General features: G+C 63.6%; 23 protein-coding genes. 19 read left to right on the forward strand and 4 right to left on the reverse strand.

Annotated elements, in window-relative coordinates; all coding sequences use genetic code 11:
- Nucleotides 1-4 precede the first annotated feature (4 nt).
- On the reverse strand, nucleotides 5-397 hold the full coding sequence (locus tag E3N86_RS12255) for an SDR family NAD(P)-dependent oxidoreductase (RefSeq protein ID WP_255453071.1): 393 nt from the start codon (nucleotides 395-397) through the stop codon (nucleotides 5-7).
- 114 nt (nucleotides 398-511) lie between these two features.
- Between E3N86_RS12255 and E3N86_RS12260 the strand changes: the two genes are divergently transcribed.
- The 13 genes from E3N86_RS12260 to E3N86_RS12325 all read left to right on the forward strand — a co-directional run bounded on the left by E3N86_RS12260 (nucleotide 512) and on the right by E3N86_RS12325 (nucleotide 10,643).
- A complete protein-coding gene (locus tag E3N86_RS12260) occupies nucleotides 512-1,042 on the forward strand; it encodes a DUF2510 domain-containing protein (protein ID WP_134512058.1) in 531 nt (176 codons plus the stop codon).
- A 481-nt stretch (nucleotides 1,043-1,523) separates the two neighbouring features.
- A complete protein-coding gene (locus tag E3N86_RS17015) occupies nucleotides 1,524-2,402 on the forward strand; it encodes a hypothetical protein (protein WP_174843020.1) in 879 nt (292 codons plus the stop codon).
- A 166-nt stretch (nucleotides 2,403-2,568) separates the two neighbouring features.
- Complete coding sequence (locus E3N86_RS12270) at nucleotides 2,569-2,796, forward strand: hypothetical protein (protein WP_134512059.1); 228 nt, start codon at nucleotides 2,569-2,571, stop codon at nucleotides 2,794-2,796.
- Nucleotides 2,793-3,644: a Fic family protein gene (locus tag E3N86_RS12275; protein ID WP_134512060.1), complete on the forward strand. Its 852-nt coding sequence runs from the start codon at nucleotides 2,793-2,795 to the stop codon at nucleotides 3,642-3,644. Before E3N86_RS12270 ends, E3N86_RS12275 begins: the two co-directional genes overlap by 4 nt.
- A 21-nt stretch (nucleotides 3,645-3,665) precedes the next feature.
- On the forward strand, nucleotides 3,666-4,298 hold the full coding sequence (locus tag E3N86_RS12280) for a hypothetical protein (RefSeq protein WP_134512061.1): 633 nt from the start codon (nucleotides 3,666-3,668) through the stop codon (nucleotides 4,296-4,298).
- Nucleotides 4,299-4,879: 581 nt separating this feature from the next.
- Nucleotides 4,880-5,500, forward strand: coding sequence for a hypothetical protein (locus E3N86_RS12285; RefSeq protein WP_134512062.1), 621 nt, complete (start codon nucleotides 4,880-4,882; stop codon nucleotides 5,498-5,500).
- A 126-nt stretch (nucleotides 5,501-5,626) separates the two neighbouring features.
- Nucleotides 5,627-6,043, forward strand: coding sequence for a hypothetical protein (locus tag E3N86_RS12290; RefSeq protein WP_134512063.1), 417 nt, complete (start codon nucleotides 5,627-5,629; stop codon nucleotides 6,041-6,043).
- Complete coding sequence (locus E3N86_RS12295) at nucleotides 6,040-6,237, forward strand: hypothetical protein (RefSeq protein ID WP_134512064.1); 198 nt, start codon at nucleotides 6,040-6,042, stop codon at nucleotides 6,235-6,237. The genes E3N86_RS12290 and E3N86_RS12295 overlap by 4 nt, the downstream gene beginning before the upstream one ends.
- A gap of 267 nt (nucleotides 6,238-6,504) precedes the next feature.
- The gene (locus tag E3N86_RS12300) at nucleotides 6,505-7,299 is read left to right on the forward strand and encodes a hypothetical protein (RefSeq protein WP_134512065.1); all 795 of its coding nucleotides are present in this window, start codon (nucleotides 6,505-6,507) and stop codon (nucleotides 7,297-7,299) included.
- Nucleotides 7,300-7,302: 3 nt separating this feature from the next.
- Nucleotides 7,303-8,202 (forward strand): hypothetical protein, encoded by a 900-nt coding sequence (locus E3N86_RS12305; protein WP_198412914.1) that lies wholly within the window; start codon nucleotides 7,303-7,305, stop codon nucleotides 8,200-8,202.
- Nucleotides 8,203-8,485: 283 nt separating this feature from the next.
- On the forward strand, nucleotides 8,486-9,100 hold the full coding sequence (locus E3N86_RS12315) for a hypothetical protein (protein WP_134512066.1): 615 nt from the start codon (nucleotides 8,486-8,488) through the stop codon (nucleotides 9,098-9,100).
- 263 nt (nucleotides 9,101-9,363) lie between these two features.
- Nucleotides 9,364-9,963, forward strand: a complete 600-nt coding sequence (locus tag E3N86_RS12320; RefSeq protein ID WP_134512067.1) for a hypothetical protein — start codon at nucleotides 9,364-9,366, stop codon at nucleotides 9,961-9,963.
- Between the two features lie 128 nt (nucleotides 9,964-10,091).
- The gene (locus E3N86_RS12325; protein ID WP_134512068.1) at nucleotides 10,092-10,643 is read left to right on the forward strand and encodes a hypothetical protein; all 552 of its coding nucleotides are present in this window, start codon (nucleotides 10,092-10,094) and stop codon (nucleotides 10,641-10,643) included.
- Between the two features lie 159 nt (nucleotides 10,644-10,802).
- Here E3N86_RS12325 and E3N86_RS12330 read toward each other — a convergent pair whose 3' ends face one another.
- A complete protein-coding gene (locus E3N86_RS12330) occupies nucleotides 10,803-11,099 on the reverse strand; it encodes a hypothetical protein (RefSeq protein WP_134512069.1) in 297 nt (98 codons plus the stop codon).
- A 167-nt stretch (nucleotides 11,100-11,266) separates the two neighbouring features.
- Here E3N86_RS12330 and E3N86_RS12335 point away from each other — a divergent pair, with 167 nt between their 5' ends.
- From E3N86_RS12335 to E3N86_RS12345, 3 genes are all read left to right on the forward strand, one after another.
- Nucleotides 11,267-11,599 (forward strand): hypothetical protein, encoded by a 333-nt coding sequence (locus E3N86_RS12335; protein ID WP_134512070.1) that lies wholly within the window; start codon nucleotides 11,267-11,269, stop codon nucleotides 11,597-11,599.
- On the forward strand, nucleotides 11,599-12,339 hold the full coding sequence (locus E3N86_RS12340; protein ID WP_134512071.1) for a type II toxin-antitoxin system RelE/ParE family toxin: 741 nt from the start codon (nucleotides 11,599-11,601) through the stop codon (nucleotides 12,337-12,339). Before E3N86_RS12335 ends, E3N86_RS12340 begins: the two co-directional genes overlap by 1 nt.
- Nucleotides 12,340-12,663: 324 nt before the next feature.
- A complete protein-coding gene (locus E3N86_RS12345) occupies nucleotides 12,664-13,890 on the forward strand; it encodes a Fic family protein (protein WP_134512072.1) in 1,227 nt (408 codons plus the stop codon).
- A gap of 120 nt (nucleotides 13,891-14,010) precedes the next feature.
- Here E3N86_RS12345 and E3N86_RS16895 read toward each other — a convergent pair whose 3' ends face one another.
- Nucleotides 14,011-14,169 (reverse strand): hypothetical protein, encoded by a 159-nt coding sequence (locus E3N86_RS16895; protein ID WP_166785088.1) that lies wholly within the window; start codon nucleotides 14,167-14,169, stop codon nucleotides 14,011-14,013.
- 337 nt (nucleotides 14,170-14,506) lie between these two features.
- Between E3N86_RS16895 and E3N86_RS12350 the strand changes: the two genes are divergently transcribed.
- The 3 genes from E3N86_RS12350 to E3N86_RS17900 all read left to right on the forward strand — a co-directional run bounded on the left by E3N86_RS12350 (nucleotide 14,507) and on the right by E3N86_RS17900 (nucleotide 15,850).
- Nucleotides 14,507-14,701, forward strand: a complete 195-nt coding sequence (locus E3N86_RS12350) for a hypothetical protein (protein ID WP_134512073.1) — start codon at nucleotides 14,507-14,509, stop codon at nucleotides 14,699-14,701.
- A 131-nt stretch (nucleotides 14,702-14,832) separates the two neighbouring features.
- Nucleotides 14,833-15,159: a hypothetical protein gene (locus E3N86_RS12355; protein ID WP_134512074.1), complete on the forward strand. Its 327-nt coding sequence runs from the start codon at nucleotides 14,833-14,835 to the stop codon at nucleotides 15,157-15,159.
- A 160-nt stretch (nucleotides 15,160-15,319) separates the two neighbouring features.
- Nucleotides 15,320-15,850, forward strand: coding sequence for a hypothetical protein (locus E3N86_RS17900; protein ID WP_370295491.1), 531 nt, complete (start codon nucleotides 15,320-15,322; stop codon nucleotides 15,848-15,850).
- Between the two features lie 712 nt (nucleotides 15,851-16,562).
- Here E3N86_RS17900 and E3N86_RS12365 read toward each other — a convergent pair.
- The gene (locus tag E3N86_RS12365; RefSeq protein WP_206751012.1) at nucleotides 16,563-17,525 is read right to left on the reverse strand and encodes a hypothetical protein; all 963 of its coding nucleotides are present in this window, start codon (nucleotides 17,523-17,525) and stop codon (nucleotides 16,563-16,565) included.
- Nucleotides 17,526-17,930 lie beyond the last annotated feature (405 nt).

The raw sequence follows: 17,930 nt of genomic DNA on the forward strand, positions 1-17,930 counted from the left end.
ACACCTACACGTTCAGCACCTGCCCAACCGTGGAACCGCCATCGATGATGAACTCGGTGCCCGTGGAGTAGGTGGCATCGGCGACCAGATACAGGATCAGCTTCGCCACTTCGTCCGGCTCGCCGACCCGGGGGATCGGCTGCTTCGCGAATGCCTCCGGGTTGTAGATACTGGCGATCATCGGTGTACGGACGCCGCCCGGGTGGACCGAGACCACACGGATGTGGTCTGCCGCGAGATCCAGGGCCGCTGCCTTGGTGAGGCCGCGCACTCTCCACTTGCTAGCAACATAGGCGCTCGAGTTGGAGTAGCCCACGAGTCCCGCAGTCGACGACACGTTGACGATGACGCCTCCGCCGGCGGCTTTCATGGATTCCGCGACTCTGGAAGATCTCACTGTTGAGAGGCCGAGTACGTTGTTGTCCCAAGCACGGGGGCTACTGGAGCGATTGCGCTATTCATAGACTGAGGTTTGGGGGCAAATCATTGTGCCCGAAATCGAAAGGGCACCATGACCGTTCCTGAACCTGGCTGGTATGTCGATCCCACGGATTCGACTCACCTGAAGTGGTGGGACGGCACGGTTTGGACTGAGCACAGGCAGGCTAACCCTCAAAGCGTCCCAGTAGCAGCTGCTAACAACGCGAGCACGGCGAGCACTGAGGCGTATGTGCCGATGGCGAACCACTACGGCGGCGCGAGTACCTCAGCGCCTGAGGAATACGTGCCGATGGCGAACCACTACCGCGCGACCATAGCGCTGGCCCCGAAGCTCACTCGTGGCGAAAAAGACCGACAGGTCCGTAGAAACAACTCGTTCGCGTACGCAGGCTGCGTGTTTGCCCTCTTGGGCTTTCTCATCAATCCCTTCGCGATTCTGAGCATTCTAGGAATCATCTTTTCCGCTATTGGACTGGCGAAGTCTCATGACTTGGACGGGCGACAGAAGGTGACCGGTCGCGGCACCGCCATAGCCGGTATCGTCGTTGGGCTACTTGGCCTTGTGGCCTTCGGATGGGTGCTGGCTCAGAAGCTCGCCTAAACAGCCTTCCGTGGGCCAAGATGCTTTGCTCTTCTATGTGCCTTCGGGCGAGTTGAACCGTGAGGGATCGCACTTGCGACCTGTATCGGTGCCCGGTTTATTCGGAGTCCACAGGTCGCGCGGGCTTCGCGCACCTCGCGGCCGACGAGGCGTCCGGTTACCTCACGAGCACACAGAAAGACGCCAAGACCGCAGGAAATGGTCTCTGGACCCCCTGTCCGGGCTTCGGTGCATAGCCGACAGTAAGAACTGCCGGCTCGCTTTCGCGCGCATGAATTTCAGTGCGCGCCAGAACACCAGCCACCACCCATCCAGCACGACAACCCAGAAAGGGGTCTGAAGACCATGACCGACAAGATCACCCCCAGCGCCCCGGACGCCAAGGCACCCGCCACGAAAGCAAAGATGCCTCGCAAGAAGCTCTTCGCCATGCTCGCCACCGTGGTGCTCATCGCCGGGGGCAGCGCTCACCTCGGTGAGCGTGGCCAACGCCAGCGCCGAAGAGGCGAGCCGCCTGTGTGCGGTTTCCCTCAAGGACGGCGCCAGTGCTGCCACGAGCGCGAAAGTAGCCACAGCCGCGGCCGACGCGGCGCTGGCGGCTGTCAAGGTGCTCGACCTGCCGGCTGTTGCTGGGACCAGCGCCAGTGCTGGAGCCAGCACCGACTACGCTGCCCGTTCGGGTGTCGAGGCCGTGAAGGCTGTGCCCGCCGTCGAGGCCAGTGAGGGTGTCGAAGCCGTCGCCGGTGTTGACGCCGTCGACGCTCGCGTCGACGGCACCGGACACATCGCCGAGACGACCACGGCCCGCGCTGCACTCGTGAAGATCAAGGTCGACACCAAGTGCTCCGGCCGCGACCAGGCTGCGGCTCTGACTGCTACCGCCACCCGCGCCAAGACAGCCGCCAAGGCGCTCGACCTGAGCGTCGAGGCACTGACCGCCGACTTCGCTGCCTTCCAGACCGACGAAGCTGCCCGCATCGCCGCGGAGATCGAAGCCGCGCGCGTCGCCGCCGAGATCGAGGCTGCGCGCGTCGCCGCGGAAGCCGAGGCTGCCCGAGTGGCAGCTGAAGCCGCAGAAGCAGCCCGTGTGGCAGCCAACGCCCAAGCAGCCAAGAACTCGTACTCGAACAACTCTGACACCGGATCCAGCTACTCCGGCGGGGGTTCTTCCAGCGGCAGTTACAGCTCCGGTGGTGGGTCGTCCAGCGGCGGAGGCTCGTACAGCGCCCCCGCTCCTGCTCCGGCTCCTGCTCCTGCTCCTGCTCCTGCTCGCCCCAGCGGTGGCGGCCAGATCGGTCCTGGTGCCAGTGGCCCCGGCTGCATGACCTCCAACGGCATGGGCGGATCAAAGCCCTGCTAGCCACGCAGCCCGCCGCAACAATCACCTCGGTCTACCCAACGGTAGGGTGAGGACCGGGCCACACCACCGACCGGGTGGTGAGCCCAACCTGAAACCCCCGGGGAGCATCTGCTCTTCGGGGGTTTCTTCTCGTTACGCACCTCCTTCACCGAACGAAAGGCCAGCCATGGCTGACAGCAACGACGCAACCAGAAAGCTCAGCGGAACCGAGATCGACGAGCAGATGGCCCGCATCGACGGCATCAACGGATCCGCCGGGCACACCCTCGAAGACAATTACCTGCGCGACCTGGTCAGGCAGCAGCTTGCCGGTGAGATCACCGGTGACGAAGCTCGGAAGCTCGGCCGTCAGCACCTGGCGCTCGACCAGCACGACAGCACTCCGCACTCGTGAGCACGCGGGTCGATCCGCGCGAGCAGGACTACATCGTCGGAACCAGCGTCATCAGCAACCTGATACGCCGTAGTGCCCGCTCGCCCCAGGGCTCAGCGGACCAGCGCGTCCTCAACGACGCCGAGAACTTCTACGTCCCCACCCGCATCGCCGAGCTGAGCACAGCGCCGATCCCAGGCTCGTTCACCTTCGGTCACATGCGCGAGATCCACAAGCACCTGTTCCAGGACGTCTACGCCTGGGCGGGTGAGCCCCGCAACGTGCCGATGCAGAAGCACGGCACCGCGTACGCTGAGCCGGCCGAGATGCCCGCTCTGCTCCGGGAGCAGTACACCCGTCTCGCCGCCGAGCGCCGGCTGCGCGGCATCGCCGGCCAAGCCGAATTCACGCAGAAGCTTGCCGGATTCTGGGGTGAGGTGAACCACGCACACTCCTTCCGCGAGGGAAATACCCGATCGCAGACTGTGTTCTTCGAGCAGCTCGCCGAGCATGCCGGCTGGACGCTCGACGTCACGCGCCTCTCACCGCACCACCCGGACTCCGTCTACCAGGCCTTCGTCGATGCTCGCTTCGAGCACCAGCGCATCCGCGGCCAGGACGGCGTCAGCACGCAGCAGGCGACCTCAGACCTCGCGAATGTACTGGGCAAGCTGATTGAGCCTGATCGCTCAGCAGAGGGCTGCATGCGGCGCGGCGTGCACGTCGCAGCTGAGACACCCGGAGCGCCCGCGACCGTGACCGAGCTGCACGCGCGCAATCCAGAACTGCGCACCATGAAGCTCGACCCGTACGGGCTGAGCGATGAACCCGAACACGACCCCTCCACCGAAAGCGGCTACCAGCCCTGACACCAGAAAGTGAGCGTCGCCATGAACCTCGTCCAGACCATCGTCGTCCAACCATCCACGCATTTCGACACCATCGCCGCCGCGGCGCTCGCTTCCGGGCTCGCCATGGTGCATGCCGACCTCGGCAGCAATCCGTGGCACAGCTGGCTCAGCGGCAGCTTCACCAAGAGCGTGCAGCGCGTCAAGCGCCCCATCGAGCTCGAGCGCATCCGTGCCCTGGGGCTCGAACACGCCGAGGTCACCGTCGGTGACGCTGTCGCTCTTGCGTTCGTGCCGGCGCGCTATGACGACAGCCCCCGCGAGATCAGCAAGCTCCAAGTCTCGGGCCTGGATCTCGCCCACGACGCTGACCGCTTCCAGCGCCTCGGCGCCGTGACCCCGCACATCGAGATCAACTCTGATGTGGCGATGTCCACGGGCAAGACCGCCGCTCAGGTGGCGCATGCGCTGGGTGCCTGGTTGCTCGCGCAACCCTTCAGCACCCGCCTGGCCTGGGCTGAAGATCCCGGGCTTAACATCGGCGAGGTCGGCTTCGCTGCCTACGCAGCAGCGGGCCCCGACGACGCCTCGATCATCACGATCGTCGACCACGGGCTCACCGAGATCGCGCCGGGCACGGCGACCGTGCGGGTTTACCTCGACTCGCTCGTCTGAGGCTCGCTCTCGGACCGGTGAGCACGCCAGTGCGGCTGATTGAGGGTGAAAACATGCCCTCAGGCAAGAAGTACCGCGACGGAACTTCCAAATACGGTCCGCGGTCACAGCACGTCGACGCCACTAAAACCCCTGATGAGAGCCGTAATAGCTCGCTCAGACGGCTGAGTACGATGCGAACAGGTACCGGCGATGAAAAGGCGATACGGTCCGCTTTTTTGCCACCTGATCACGGCTGAAAGCTCAATGTACCGAATGTACCGCGTTATCGAAGGAACCCCTGTGTGTGCGCATGCGCATGCGCGTGTGTGTAGGGTTTCCCGGTCCGTGCGGTACATACGGTACATCTCTCTCTTTCTCTCTTTCTTTATTCAGTAAATCAAAGAGAAAACAGGCAAAAGACGCCTGAGAACGCGGACCGTATTTGATTTTCAGAAAAACAATCGCCGGTACCTGTGTTTTCAAATACACACTCTCACCAGGCAATCTGCCCCGCGAGCCCGGACCGTATTTATTCTGAAAAACGATCCGCGACCCCTCGATGGAAGAAAACGCCAGTACGGTACACGCCTGTACCCCTTATGAAGGATGAAATCACCATGCGCATCACTCAACAGGCCCTTGGCACCGCCATCGCTGAGCTGCATTGCCTGAGCCCAGATCGTCCGGCCTCACTCGAAGAACTCACCGCCCTGAGCACCGCCCGCGACTGCATCGACCAACTGATGCGCGACTGCGTGGTCCAATTGCGCGAGGATCATCCGCCGATCGCCTGGTCAGAAATCGCCAACGTGCTCGGAACGCCGTCGGTCGCTGCCGCCAGGCAGCGATACGGCTCCGAGGTCGCTGTCGCCAACACCGGCGCTGGTACAGCCCTGGGCAAAACAGGCGTCAAGTACAACGCGCCCGCCACCGAACGTATCCTCGTGTTCTGGCTCTCGATCGCCGAGCAGTTCTCCTGGGGCTTCCTTCCCGTCAGCTTCGTGCACGCCCTGTATGTGGCGTGGATGACTGCTGAGTTCCCGGCAGAACAGCCGGTTGGACGAACGGCATTCACCGGAAGGCTGAAGCCGATTGCCGCGGCCACCGCAACGGGCGAATGGCGCTACACCCGGCTCCGTGCTGCGTCGCTGCTCGGCGCTCCGGAACCCTTGTGCGCACGCGTGCCTGCGTGGTCCGTCACCGACCTCGAGAAGGCCTAGTACGGCTTCCTCCGCGTCGGGCCGGTGACAGAGGGCGACAGCACCGATCGGCGTCAAAGCCTGACTCGTCGCTGACAACCGCACACCCGGCACCCGCTGTGGCCCCCAAGAGGGGAAGATTGCTCCATGCACCACAGCGACCACCCACTCCGAACCGCCCTCGCGGAGCTGAACAACCTGAGCACCGACAGCCCGGCAACCCTCGCTGAGCTCGCTGCCCTGAGCGCTGCCCGCGACTGCATCGACGAAATGCGCCGCACCTGTGTCGCCGAGCTGCGCGCTGATTCTGAGCACGCCGCTTCCTGGCCGGCCATCGCCGCGGCCCTCCGATCCTCGTCGGCCTCTGCCGCCCAGCAGAAGTCCAGCGCGAAGCCCGCCGCCACCGCAGCCTGGCTGGCCAACGCCACCGCCGACGGGCAGATCCTCTCGTTCTGGCAAGCCTTCGCTGAACGCTTCGCCTGGGACTTCCTGCCGGCGATTTCCTGTTCGCGCTCTACGCAGACTGGATGCACGCAGAGTTCCCGGCGGACACGCCCCTTTTGAAGAAGGCATTCACCCGGCGCATCACGACTGTCGCCACAGCGTCGGGCGAATGGCTCTACACCCGCTCCCGGCCCGGGTCCCTGGTGAGCGCAGCTGAGCCGCTCACCGCCCGGGCACCCGGCTGGACCCGGAACCGGTCCGATGACGCGCAGTATGGCTTGCGCCGGAGCAAGTCCGCGACGATTACCCGCTGAGTGCGCGGCAGCTGCCAGACTCTGTGGTTCCTGCCCGAAGCGCCCTGCTTGTTCATAGAATTAATACAGATTAATAGAAGTTAAGAGCCGTGCCTGAGCCGTTCGACCACGCCTTCCTCAAGCGCCGGCACCTGTTGGGCACAGAGAACAGAACGCTGCACCGCACCCAAACCGAGTTGCCTGATAAAGTTATCAGCGTGGAGCATAAATGCGACAGCAAGCGGGCTATGTAGCGTTCTCGCAACATATCGAGATATAGTTGCGTATATGCAACGCATCATCGACCAGATCATCGAGGGGTCCGGGCTGTCCAAGTCCGCCCTCGCGGCGCGGTCTGGGCTCGCGAGGTCGACGCAGTACCGGGTACGCGATGGCCTCGTCGACCCAGCCATTGGCACCGTCCGCGAGCTTGCCCTGGCCGCAGGCTTTGAGCTCGTGCTCTCCCTGGCGCCGCTGTCAGACCCGGATGCGGCACGGGCAGCTCGGGTGATCCTTGATCCGCTGTACGAGGCTTCATACCTTCTGACCACAGGGACGACCGGAGAGGCGAAGAAAGTCGACGAATGGGTCGAGCGTCTTCGCCGGTGGGTGCCAGACGGCAACCCGGTGGACATCGTTTCGCAGGCCGGGCAGAGCTCGAGCCTTCTGCACCGACCCGGCACTGTGTTTCTGCGCGGCCACGTTACTGAGCTCAAGCTCGCCTCGGCCGGCGACTTCTCCCAGCAAGAATGGCTGATTTCCGGCGCTGCTGTCATCGACCGAATCGGCGTGCCGGATGACGAGGGGGCCCTGTACGGCGGTGCTCTGCCAGGCACCAGCGCCTGCCCGTACATCGTGCACACCGCAGATACTCACCGTTTCGCGCGACTCCTGGACAACATGGAGACGGTTCGCCCCAACAAGGCGAACCTCATCATCGCCGAGTACACCGCCGGCGTCGAGGTCGACTCGTGGGAGGACGGCAAGATCAAGCTCGCGGCTCCGATCCAGGGTCTGCTCGACGCCTTCGGCATCAGAGGCGCCCTCGGAATAGCCGCAGAGCGCATCGCCCGGAGCTGGTGAAGCATGGATGAGACCAGCAAGCCTCAGAACAACCCAGCTGAGCACAGAGCCTGGGCTGTCAGCGCTGACCGCTTCGTGAAGCAGCCGAGACCGAAGCCGGCCAGCGCTACCGGCCGGCCGCCGGCGCCCCGTACCTCTCTCAGTTCCTCGGCAACGCAGGTCCAGCTCGAGGAGACCGGCATCACCTGGGATCGGTCCGCCGTCGATTGGTCGCTTCTCGAGCGCTCAACTGTGGGCCGCGCGCGCAGTCGGTTCCGCGCATCCCTGCCGGAGTACATCTGGGACGCTGCCGCGCTAGAAGGCAACCCGTACACGCTCCCTGAGGTGCAGACCCTCCTCGAAGGCATCACCGTCACCGGGCACCGCATCGCGGACCAGGACCAGATTCTCGCTCTCAACGAGGGGTTCAACCTCACCGACGAGCTTGTTGGTACCAGCAAATTCCACCTCGACAAGGCAACGAGCGATGAGATCCATGCCAAGGTCGCCGTATATGAGGCGATCGAGTCGGGTCACTTCCGCGGCGAGGGCTCAGCCGGCGGTGGCGGACACGTCAGCATCGGCTCCCTCGGAACCTTCCACGCCTCGGAGCCCGGCGAGAATGGCACGAACCTCAAGCGAGAATTCTCTCGCTTGAGGGCCTATCTCCTTGAAGATGTTGAAGACCCACGCGAGCAGGCCATCGCGTACTTCTGCGCCGCGACGAGGCGACAGTTCTACTTCGACGGCAACAAGCGCACCGCGAAGCTGATGATGGCCGGGCACCTGATGCAGAACAGCTACGACGCGATCTCCATCTCGGCCAGACGCCAGCTCGAATTCAACCAGCTCCTCGCCCCCCTGTTCGACACCGGCGAGGCCACTGAGATGATGCAGTTCATCATCGACTCGCGTCCCGCGTAACGCAGCAGGTCACCGCCGGAGCGCGGCGCCGCACCCCGCACCCCGCACCCCGCACCCCGCACCCCGCACCCCGCACCCGAACCCTGCACCCTGCACCCTGCACCCTGCACCCTGCACCTGCACCCTGCACCCTGCACCTGCACCCTGCACCCTGCACCCTGCACCCTGCACCCTGCACTCTGCACTCTGCACCCGAACCCTGCACCCGCGCCAAGCGCAAAAACACCACCCCGCCAGCCAATACGCTGAGCGGGTACCATCACATTCTTCTGGGGGAACCACCATGACCACATTCCTACGCACCATCCTGGGCGCGAGCGTCGCGCTCGCGCTCGCTACGGGCCTCACCGGCTGCGCTAGCGGCTCCAGCGCCCTGGGCGGCCTGGTGCCGACCGCAGCTGCTGAGTCGCCCGCGGTTACACCGAACGCAGCCGCTGCCACAGCAGCAACCGGCGACATTGTCGACGCCGCTCAGGCGGACGTCCTCCTGAAAGCCGGCCAGGGCCAGCGCGCGTACCCGATGGCCGACGGCACCTTCGTCGTCGTGAGCAAGACGGAACCGTTGCCAGCCAACGTGCAGGCTGACATGGACGCGAAGACTGCCGCCACGCTCGCCCCGTTCGTCGACATTCTCGCTGACGAGGAAGGCGCGGACGCCGCTCTCGGTTCGGCTCAGCTTTTCATCGCCAAGAACACGGGTAAGCGCGTCATTATCGCGTTGCATGCGCTTGGATACGCGACTTCCTACGATGAGGTCAAGACCATGAAGTGGTCCATCTCCGGCGGCCCAGCTGCCGGGGTTCTGCTCGACGACGAGGCTGCCGCGCATGGCGCCGTTGACGCGTTCCTTGCTGGCCGGGACAACGCGAGCGAGTACGCGGTGGTGTACGTGCGCTAGACCTGCTGGCTGCGCGTGAGTGCAGAAGCAGTATTCACAGCAGGCGTCGCCTGGTCCAACGATCTGCCTGAGCCACAACGAGGCGCAGGCCGCAGTCGACGCTTTGGGTGCCGCAGGGTCTACACGCGCGACGGCGCGGTCATCTCTGCGGGATAGAGCTCGTCAGGCAACCGCCCGCCAACACCACGCGGCACCACCGCAAACACCACCCCGCCAGCCAATACGCTGAGCGGGCACCGACACATCCCTTGGGGGGAACCATCATGACCAAATTCCGACGCACCATCCTCACCACGACCGCAGCACTGCTGCTCGCCGCACTCCTCACCGGGTGCAGTCCCGCCAGCGGTGACGTCGCCGGGCTTATCCCCGGCGCAGCCCCCGCGCCGGCCAGCGCGACTCCCACGCCGACCGCGATCCCCGGCGACCGCGACGGCAACGGCACGCTCTCCGCGTTCGAGACGGAGCAGCTGGCCAAGAACGCGCTGCGCGACTACACGATGCCCGATGGCAGCGTCGTCACGATCGACCCGACGCAGCCGCTGCCGACTGAGGTGGTGGCTGTGATCAAGAGCGGCGCATCCCCGTTGATGAGTGCGTTGAAAACAACAGAGAAGGACGGCGTCCTTCTGAGCCTCATGAACAACGCTGACGCCGTTGCCGACGCCACCGGCAAGGAAGTCGTCTTCGTCTACAACACCGCAAGCGCAACCGCCGACTGGGGCTACGAGATGCTGTGGGCGACCACGGCCTCGCACAAGGACTCCACCGGAATCGCAGCCGTTGCGAGCCGGGACAACGTTGTGGCTGACGCTCAGACCTGGGCCGGCACTCGCGGGTACGAAGTCATCGTCTTGGAATAGAACGTAGCAGCCGGGCATTCGACCAGCCCGCGCGTCAGAGGTGCCATGGAGGATCAAGGCACAGCCGTGACGCTGCACTGCGCCATCTAACTATCCGGGGGGATCGTACTAATGGGGAACAAGACCGCATGCTGATTCTGATGTACGCCTCGAAAGAGGAGATCGCCCGAGCACACTATGCGTATCTGGACGGGATCGGCGATGCGCAGGGCCGCATCCGCGAGCACCTCCGGAAAACCGGCGGCCCCGAAGCAGACGCGAGCATCGAGAGCCTCCGAGGCATCGGTTCGTGGTTCTTGGAGCACCTCCCGGAGACAGCCGAGCCGATGCCGACGTCCTGGATTCCGGCCTGGTGGAATCCTCTGGTTCTACCTGCTGGAGACGGCGTCGAGACGCACGCCCCTGTCACCCGGCAACAACTGCGCCTGATCGACGAGGTCCAGGCCTACGTCGCCGAGGTCGTCCTGGGACACGTTCCCGGAGCGCACTGGGTCGTGTACAAAGGCCGCCGGAAGGACATCCGTCACGGAACGACGGTGATCCAGCTGGACAAGCGGCGGCAGTTCTATCCGCGGTCCCTTGTCTACAAGGCAGCTCTCACGGGGGTGCTGCTCGCCAAGCCGGTGGAGGCTGCGCTCTTCTACGACGTCGTGCGGCAATACATCAGCGACGCGGGCTGACACGTCACTACCTCACACACGTCCTACGAAGGGTGCAACGCCATGTCGAATGCCGCAACAACCGAGGAACCCCAGAGCGCCACGCACCCCGAATGCCCCGCCTGCGGGACCTGGGTCTGCGACGACTGCGGCGCCCAGCGGTCCTACGCCAGCAGATTCTCAGCCCAGGCGCAGCACTGCGCGAGCTGCCGAAGCCTGAGCGGGCACATGACGCCGGCGCGTCACCGCGCACGCCGCGCAGACGATCACGCGGCTTCGTATCAGTCGTGCATATCCACTGGTCTCGCGCTGCGCTACCCGCTGTAGGACGCCCGTGGCGTCAATCAGCAACAGAACCGGGACGATGCTGCTGGTTGAGCGCGGCACGTTCACCCGGACAACCAGAAGAAGGACGCGGCATTGAACACCTTGACCATCGACCTCGGCGCCCGCGTTGGACTCATCGGAGATGTTCACGGCAACCTCCCGTTTCTCCGCGGTAGGCCGGACTGGCCTGTGACCGCATAGCTGTTGAATTCTCTGCGGACAGCGCGCGAAGTGCTGACCAAGGTGAACTCCCGTGCTCTAGCCGAAGCAGATAGCGGTCGTTGCAACAATGCACAGAGATGTGTACAGTTGCAAGCATGACAGCGCTGCGCATGCCCGTATCCACCGCCGCCCGCAAGGGGATCTCTGCGGTTGCCGCCGATGCGGCCCAGCAGCGTATCGTGCTCACGCGAATGGGTCATGACGTCGCTGTGATCGACTCGGCAGAGCGCCTCGACGAAACAGTGCGCGTGCTCAGAGACACATCGCGTGAGGTTCTGGGGGCATACGCGAATCTCGCCGAAGCTCGAGGCGGTCAGAACTCCTTGGCTGACGTGTGCGCCCGACTGGGTCTCAACGAGACCGTCGTTCGTGAGCGAGCTGTGCGGTTGCAGGCTGCGCAGGCTGCGCAGATTCCTACTGCACGCTAGTGAAGCCTGGCAACCGTCTTCCGGACGACCAGGCCGAGATCGTCTTCTCCGACGTGTTCGTCGAGCAGCTGGAAGCCTGCTCCAGCGTAGAACGCCTCGAGATCATGACGACCGTGGTCGCCCTGTGCTCTGATCCCGGCGGAAGCCACACACTCAGTGCTCGGGGCAACGACCGCATGCTCGTCGGCTGGAACACCGTAGCCGTCGTAGAAAAGACGAAACGAGTTGTCTATCGCGTCGACGAGAACGTAGCGAGCATCTACGTGCTTTGCGTCGGACCTCGACGAAACGACGAGGTCTATGACTTGGCCTCAAGCCTTGCCTCCTCCGGACTGTTGACCGACGAGGAGGTCACTCAGCTCTGGGAAGCGCTGAGCCTGCTCGACGTCGCCGCCGAGTCAGTAGGTCTCGATGGCTGGGACTACCTCCCCGAGGCTGCGCCGGAAGGACAGCAGCGCGCTGCCGTAGCGGCCGGGCTGCTGTCCGAGTCCATGGCAGCGCTTCTGTCGAAGGATGAGATCTCAGCCGCTCTGGAGCGCGGCTGGGGCGAGAACGGGCCCGACAAGACCAAAGCGCTCCTCGCTGCGTTGCAACGTGCCCGCGGCGGCGCACACTTCGACTCAGCCGAGTGGGTAATGACCAATCGTCAAGAAGACCGGTGCAGCAAGCAGATGCCTCGAGCGGGCCGCAAGTGCATCCGCAAGGCCGGCCACCCCGGACCGCATCGCGCCAGCGCCTAGCAAAGGACAGTTCACGATCGCGCATGTCGGCGCCCTGGCACTCCCGGCTGTGAACGATCGCGCATGTCGTCGCCCCGACGCCTGCGCTCGAGCGGGCTGCCAAATAAAGTGTCGCCGTCGTTGTCCAAATAAAGTGTCGCCCCGAGCAAGCCGCTTTGGCAGGCGACACTTTATTTGGCAATCCAACGTGCTCTCCGGCCCCATCAACCGGCGCAGGCCCTGCTCGACGACGTCTAGGCGCTGAAGGAGCTAAGCACCACTGTTCGGGTGCTAATTCGTGTTTAGCAATGACAAACCCCATCTAGGTGCGATAAAGTTGTGGTTATGAGCGCTGAGATCACCAACACTGCCTGGTCTCCACACGGGGTTGAGACTCTGCCCTGGCGTCAGCAGGTACGCGGCGGCACGCGTGAAGACCGGGTGCTGAGCTCGGTCGACGCGACAATCCCGCCACTGATCCAGACGCTCGACTACATGCCGCCTCTGGCAGTGTTGCTGGAAACCGAGAAAGCCCTTCTCGCCGTCGCGCAGGCTGATACTGACGCCCAAGCAGGCACTGACGCGGAAGGCCATTCTGCTGCATTGAGCCGTTTCATGGTGCGTTCGGAATCTGTGGCCTCCTCGAAGATCGAGCGCATCTCTGCATCGGCGCTGGACTACGCCCAAGCGGTTGCCGGCAACCGGGGCAATGCCTCGGCGATGAGCATGGTCGCCGCCTCGGCTGCGCTTCATGAACTCATCACCACCGTTGAGCAGCACAAGTGTTTTGAGCTGGAGCACATCACGAGCGCGCACCGCGCGCTGATGAAGGATGATCCAGACGAGGCGAGCTACGCAGGTCGTCTGCGGGACATGCAGAACTGGATCGGCGGAAGCGACTACTCACCGCGGGGTGCCCTCCACGTGCCGCCGGCGCCCGCACGAGTCGCTGAGCTGATGACGGACCTGGTGGCGTACCTCAACCGCGACGACGTTCCGGTGATGGTGCAGGCCGCGATCGGCCACGCCCAGTTCGAGTCGATCCACGCCTTCACTGATGGCAACGGTCGCATCGGTCGTGCGCTGGTATCCGCTGTGCTGCGTCGCCGCGGCGTCACCCGTAACGCCGTTGTGCCTCTGGCCAGTGGTCTCCTCGCCCGCCGCGACGACTACTTCGCATCGCTCGGCGCGTACCGCTTGGGCGACCCGGCGCCGCTGATCGACTTGTTCGCGCACTCAGCCCGTGCTGCCGCCGAGTGCTCGCGCGGCACCATCGCTCGCCTGAAGGCAATGCCGGATCTTTGGGCAGCAGAGCTGCGCCCTCGCGCTGGATCTGCGGCCGCCACACTGATTCACGCGTTTTATGACCACCCCGTGATGAGTGCAGCCGAAATCGAGGCACGGTCCGGGTCCGTGGCTTCTCAGGCATACCGGGCCATCGGCCAGCTCACCCAGGCTGGGTACATCCAGGAAATCACCGGGCGCAAAAAGAACCGCGTGTGGGCTGCGTCCGAGGCGCTGGCCGAGCTGGATGATCTCGACCGCCGCATCCAGGCCGCGATGATGGCGTGAAATGGAGACTCGCGGACGCAACGCGCACCGTTGTTTTTGACAAACAGTGTCGAACTGCGGCATGCACTCGAGGAAGACATCTAGCCGGTTACGAGCTCGCTGTCTTGGCGAGAAAAGAAACTACTTCGCGGCGGGTGTCTGAGAAAGCTTGACGATCCACTGTGGCGTCTCCACGCCGACGCGGCGGTCTGCGTTCACTCGAACGCGCGCGGCTACGGCCTGAGCTTTCGGGCTAGGTCGGCTGTCGCTCTGACGTTGCGGAATCTCGTTGATCGTCATGGTGTGCCTCCTGTTCCTGTACTGATTATGCGCGGGGGAGCCTGAAAAAACCACGTATGGCACTGAAGATTCGACTGCACCCTCACGTCGACGAGCCGCGCTGTCACCGCCGCGGAATATGCTTATCTCGGCGGTCTGGACCGCCGCACTCCGAGTCTGAATCCCCACGCGATTCAGACGCTAAGGACAACGGTTGCCGATCCAGAAATGCAGTGCCTATCGAGTTGAGTTCTCTCTCTCCTTGCTCTCTCTCTCTCTCTCTCTCTCTATCTCTCTCTCTCTCTCTCTCTCTCTCAGGGCATGCAGGCGTGGGGTGTAGAGCCCGGAAAAGATTGAGATGACCTCCTCCAACCACACCCGCGATCGAGCACTCCAGCAGGACGCTCGTGCGTGGCAAGCCTTCACCGGCCAGAGCTACACCGCTGCCTTGCGGCAGATTGAAGCCCCTTACGCGCGAGGCACGTCGCGCGATGAGTTGTCGCGCCTCGCGAGGGCAACCGCTCGCATCATCGAGACCGCGACAAACGCGTGATAGAATCGCGACATAACCGCGACACTATTGAACCATCTCTGCACAGCCTGGAGGCGAACATGACTAAGGCAACTTCGGCAACGGCTGCAACTTCGGTAGCCCCACGCCGACGAAGCGCTCACGAGCGGGCAGTGGGCAGCGACCAGAACGACGCTCTGCGGGCGCTTGTCGCGGCGCTCGGCAAGCACGCCGTCGCCGCAATCTTCGACAAGGACGCTCGGACGATCGAGCGCTGGCTGAAGCCGGGCGCCCAGCTGAAGGTCGACGATGAGAAACGACTGCGCGACGCCTTCCACGTTTTCTCTTTGATCGAAGGAGCTGATGATGCCTACGTTGCACGAGCATGGTTCATTGGCATGAACCCACAGCTGGGTGACGACTCTCCGGTCGAACGGCTCGCCGTCGGCGACGCCCGCAGCGTACTCGCCGCAGCGCGCGCGTACGTGAACGCGGGCTGACCCGTTGCCGCCGCTGGCTACAGCGCTCATCACAGAAGAATTCCCCACCACAGCCTTCCGCGTCGGGCGCCGATCCGGCGTGATCCACTTCGCTGAGATTGACGCGGTAGACGCAGCGAACATCGAACAAGGCGGGCGCTTTGACGTGGTTGGTGGTGGCGTGCTCTACTGCGCTACCACCAAGACGGGCGCGTACAAGGAAGTCCTTGCTGACTTCCGGCCGTCGGCCAAGGCTTATAGGATCGCAGAAGGCGAGTCGATCATGGCTCAGGGGTCTATGCCTCGTAGCTGGCGTGACGCTCGAGCCCTGGCAGAGTTCTCGCTTGAGGACCCCCTGCCGTTCGTCGACATCGAGCGCGACTCAACGCTCACGCATCTGACGGCGGCGATGGCGGAGCAGCTCGACGAACTGGGAGTCCGAGCACTCGATGTCAGCTTCGTTCGCGGCCCGAACAGGCTTCTCACGCGCTCGATTGCGAAATGGCTTTACACGCTGCGTCGACGAAGAAGGGGTGCCGCTGTACGGTGGCATCCGCTATCTGTCGCGGTTCCAGAGCCACGAGTGCTGGGCAGTGTTCAACGGCAGCATCATCGGCACCGTGCGAACCGAACCGATCCTGCTTTCGGACGCCGAGCTGACAAACGTCAGCCGCGAGTTTGGCATCACGCTGCACTGACTCCGACGAGGTGATCTTGTCGGCGTGCTTGTTCGCCGATCTGGGCGGGACGCTCGTCGTCGCCGAGTTGGTGCACCACGACCGCACCCCTCGGGTCACCGACGGATGCCCGGCCGCACCCCGGTGCTGCCGGGCGGCGTTGAACCTGTTGTGAACGACAGCGCAAAATGTCGCCGTTGCCCCAGCCTTTGAGCGGGCTGCCAAATAAAGTGTCGCCGTCGTTGTCCAAATAAAGTGTCGCCCCGAGCAAGATCTACGTCTCCGACCATGCTTCCGACGGGAAAACGAAACCCGCGAGAAGCCCGCCGACCCGCGTCCACGCCGACCACGGACCGCCGTTGCCCAAATAAAGTGTCGCTCCGAGCAACCGGCGACACTTTATTCGAGCAGGCGACACTTTATTTGGCAATCCAGAGCACGTTCCGACCCCCAAATATGCGCAGCCTCATCTCGGTTCAAGGGGGTGGTTTTTTACACCCGATAATCGCACTTATCCCTACTATCGGCGGTAGGGGTGTTTCCCGGATTCGAGCGTGAACGCGGCGATATTGTGCATTGCGCAAGGAAACCGGCTGCTGCCGTCGCGCCATCCAAGGCGTGCGCGACGGGGCGTCCGACGCATCGACGGGCGCGGGCGTCTGTAGAGGGTCCAGCGAGATCAGGCAAGTACCCATCATTCGACCGTTGAATGTACGGAGGCTAGAGCGAGAGATGAGGCGACCCTCGTCAAGCTGCAGATGCTTGATAGACCGGATTTCTCAGGTATGCCGCAATCCAGTGATTGGCGTCGCGTTGTGTCCGAGTTGAAGGCGGGCTTGTTAAGGTCGCGAGCGTGTTCATACTGCTCCCAGGGGCGATATAGACGGGGGTCCACTCGCCGCGCTCCGCCATGAGCGCAGGCAGCTGCCGACCGAATTGCCCGTACGTGCGGACAGGTAGCTGCAGGCCTTCGGACCCTTGCCTGTGAACCCATTTCTCGTACTGCTCGTAGACGAATCTGAAGGTCACGATGGGCCCGGTGAAATGTTGGGCGTGGCTCTTCCAGAACCATCTGATTTCCAGGTCGATGTGTACCTTGTAGATCTGCGCCCGAGACGAAGCCGAAACGGTCGGAGTTCTCCGGAGAGCCGGCGGCCTCGTCTCGGGGTGCAATGCCTCCATATCCTGATCATCACGACAGCACGGAATGAGGCTCACGGCGTCGGATTGGATGGCGTAGCGGAACGCAGATATCGAGTACCCGCCATCCTTGAGCTCCAGGATGGATTGCGCGGTCCTGCGGTGAATAGAAGCGGCGATGATCATGAGCACCTGAGATTCATTCACGGTCTCTGGTAGTGGGTTGCCGAAGTGGCGTTGAAAAGCGTCCGTCAAGTCGACGTTCAGATCACCGTCAGCGACGAGGCGAATGATGCCCTCCCTGTTTAGCCGCTTGATCCCGCGCCGGTAGGCGAGCACTTGGGTGATGATTGCGGGGGAGGCTTCGTTCAGCTTCAGTTCGATGATGTAGATGACGCCGTTCGCGTCGATCGCGAGCAGATCGATACGCCCTCCGACCGTCCTCACCTGCCTCCCGATGATCAACAGATCCTGTCCCAGAAGCGATAGGAGAAACGGTAGGTGGAACTTCAGGTAGCTCTCAAGGTTCGTCTCGGCCCGGAACACGAGCCGCCTGGTCCGGGCGGTCACCACCGGTTGTCCGACTCTACGATGGCTCTCGGCCCTGTCGACGTCTCACTCAGACTGTCGATGATCCAAGCGGTGTCGCCGTCCGGCCCTGCAGGTGCATCGCCGAGTTCCTCGAGGGTGTGATCCGGGTCGCTGGCTCCTTGCGTGTGTCGGGGCGCGGGGCCGGGGTTGGGACTGGAAGCGTGTCTGGACTGGTTCATAATTAGCGAGCGTAGGACTTGTCGGGGCCTTGTCCGGGTAGCAATACTGCCTCTGGTCGGCGGGCTCTGGTAAACGAGCAGAGACGCGTTTTTGCGGCGTGTCGCGCACCGTAGCCGCACCGCTGGCCTCCTCGGCAACAACAGAAGCGCTTACGACCTCCCGGCGAATGCCCCGTCTTTGGTAGGTGGCCTCGCTGGCATCGTT

The organism is Cryobacterium sp. Hz7, assembly GCF_004402815.1.
GTDB lineage: Bacteria > Actinomycetota > Actinomycetes > Actinomycetales > Microbacteriaceae > Cryobacterium > Cryobacterium sandaracinum.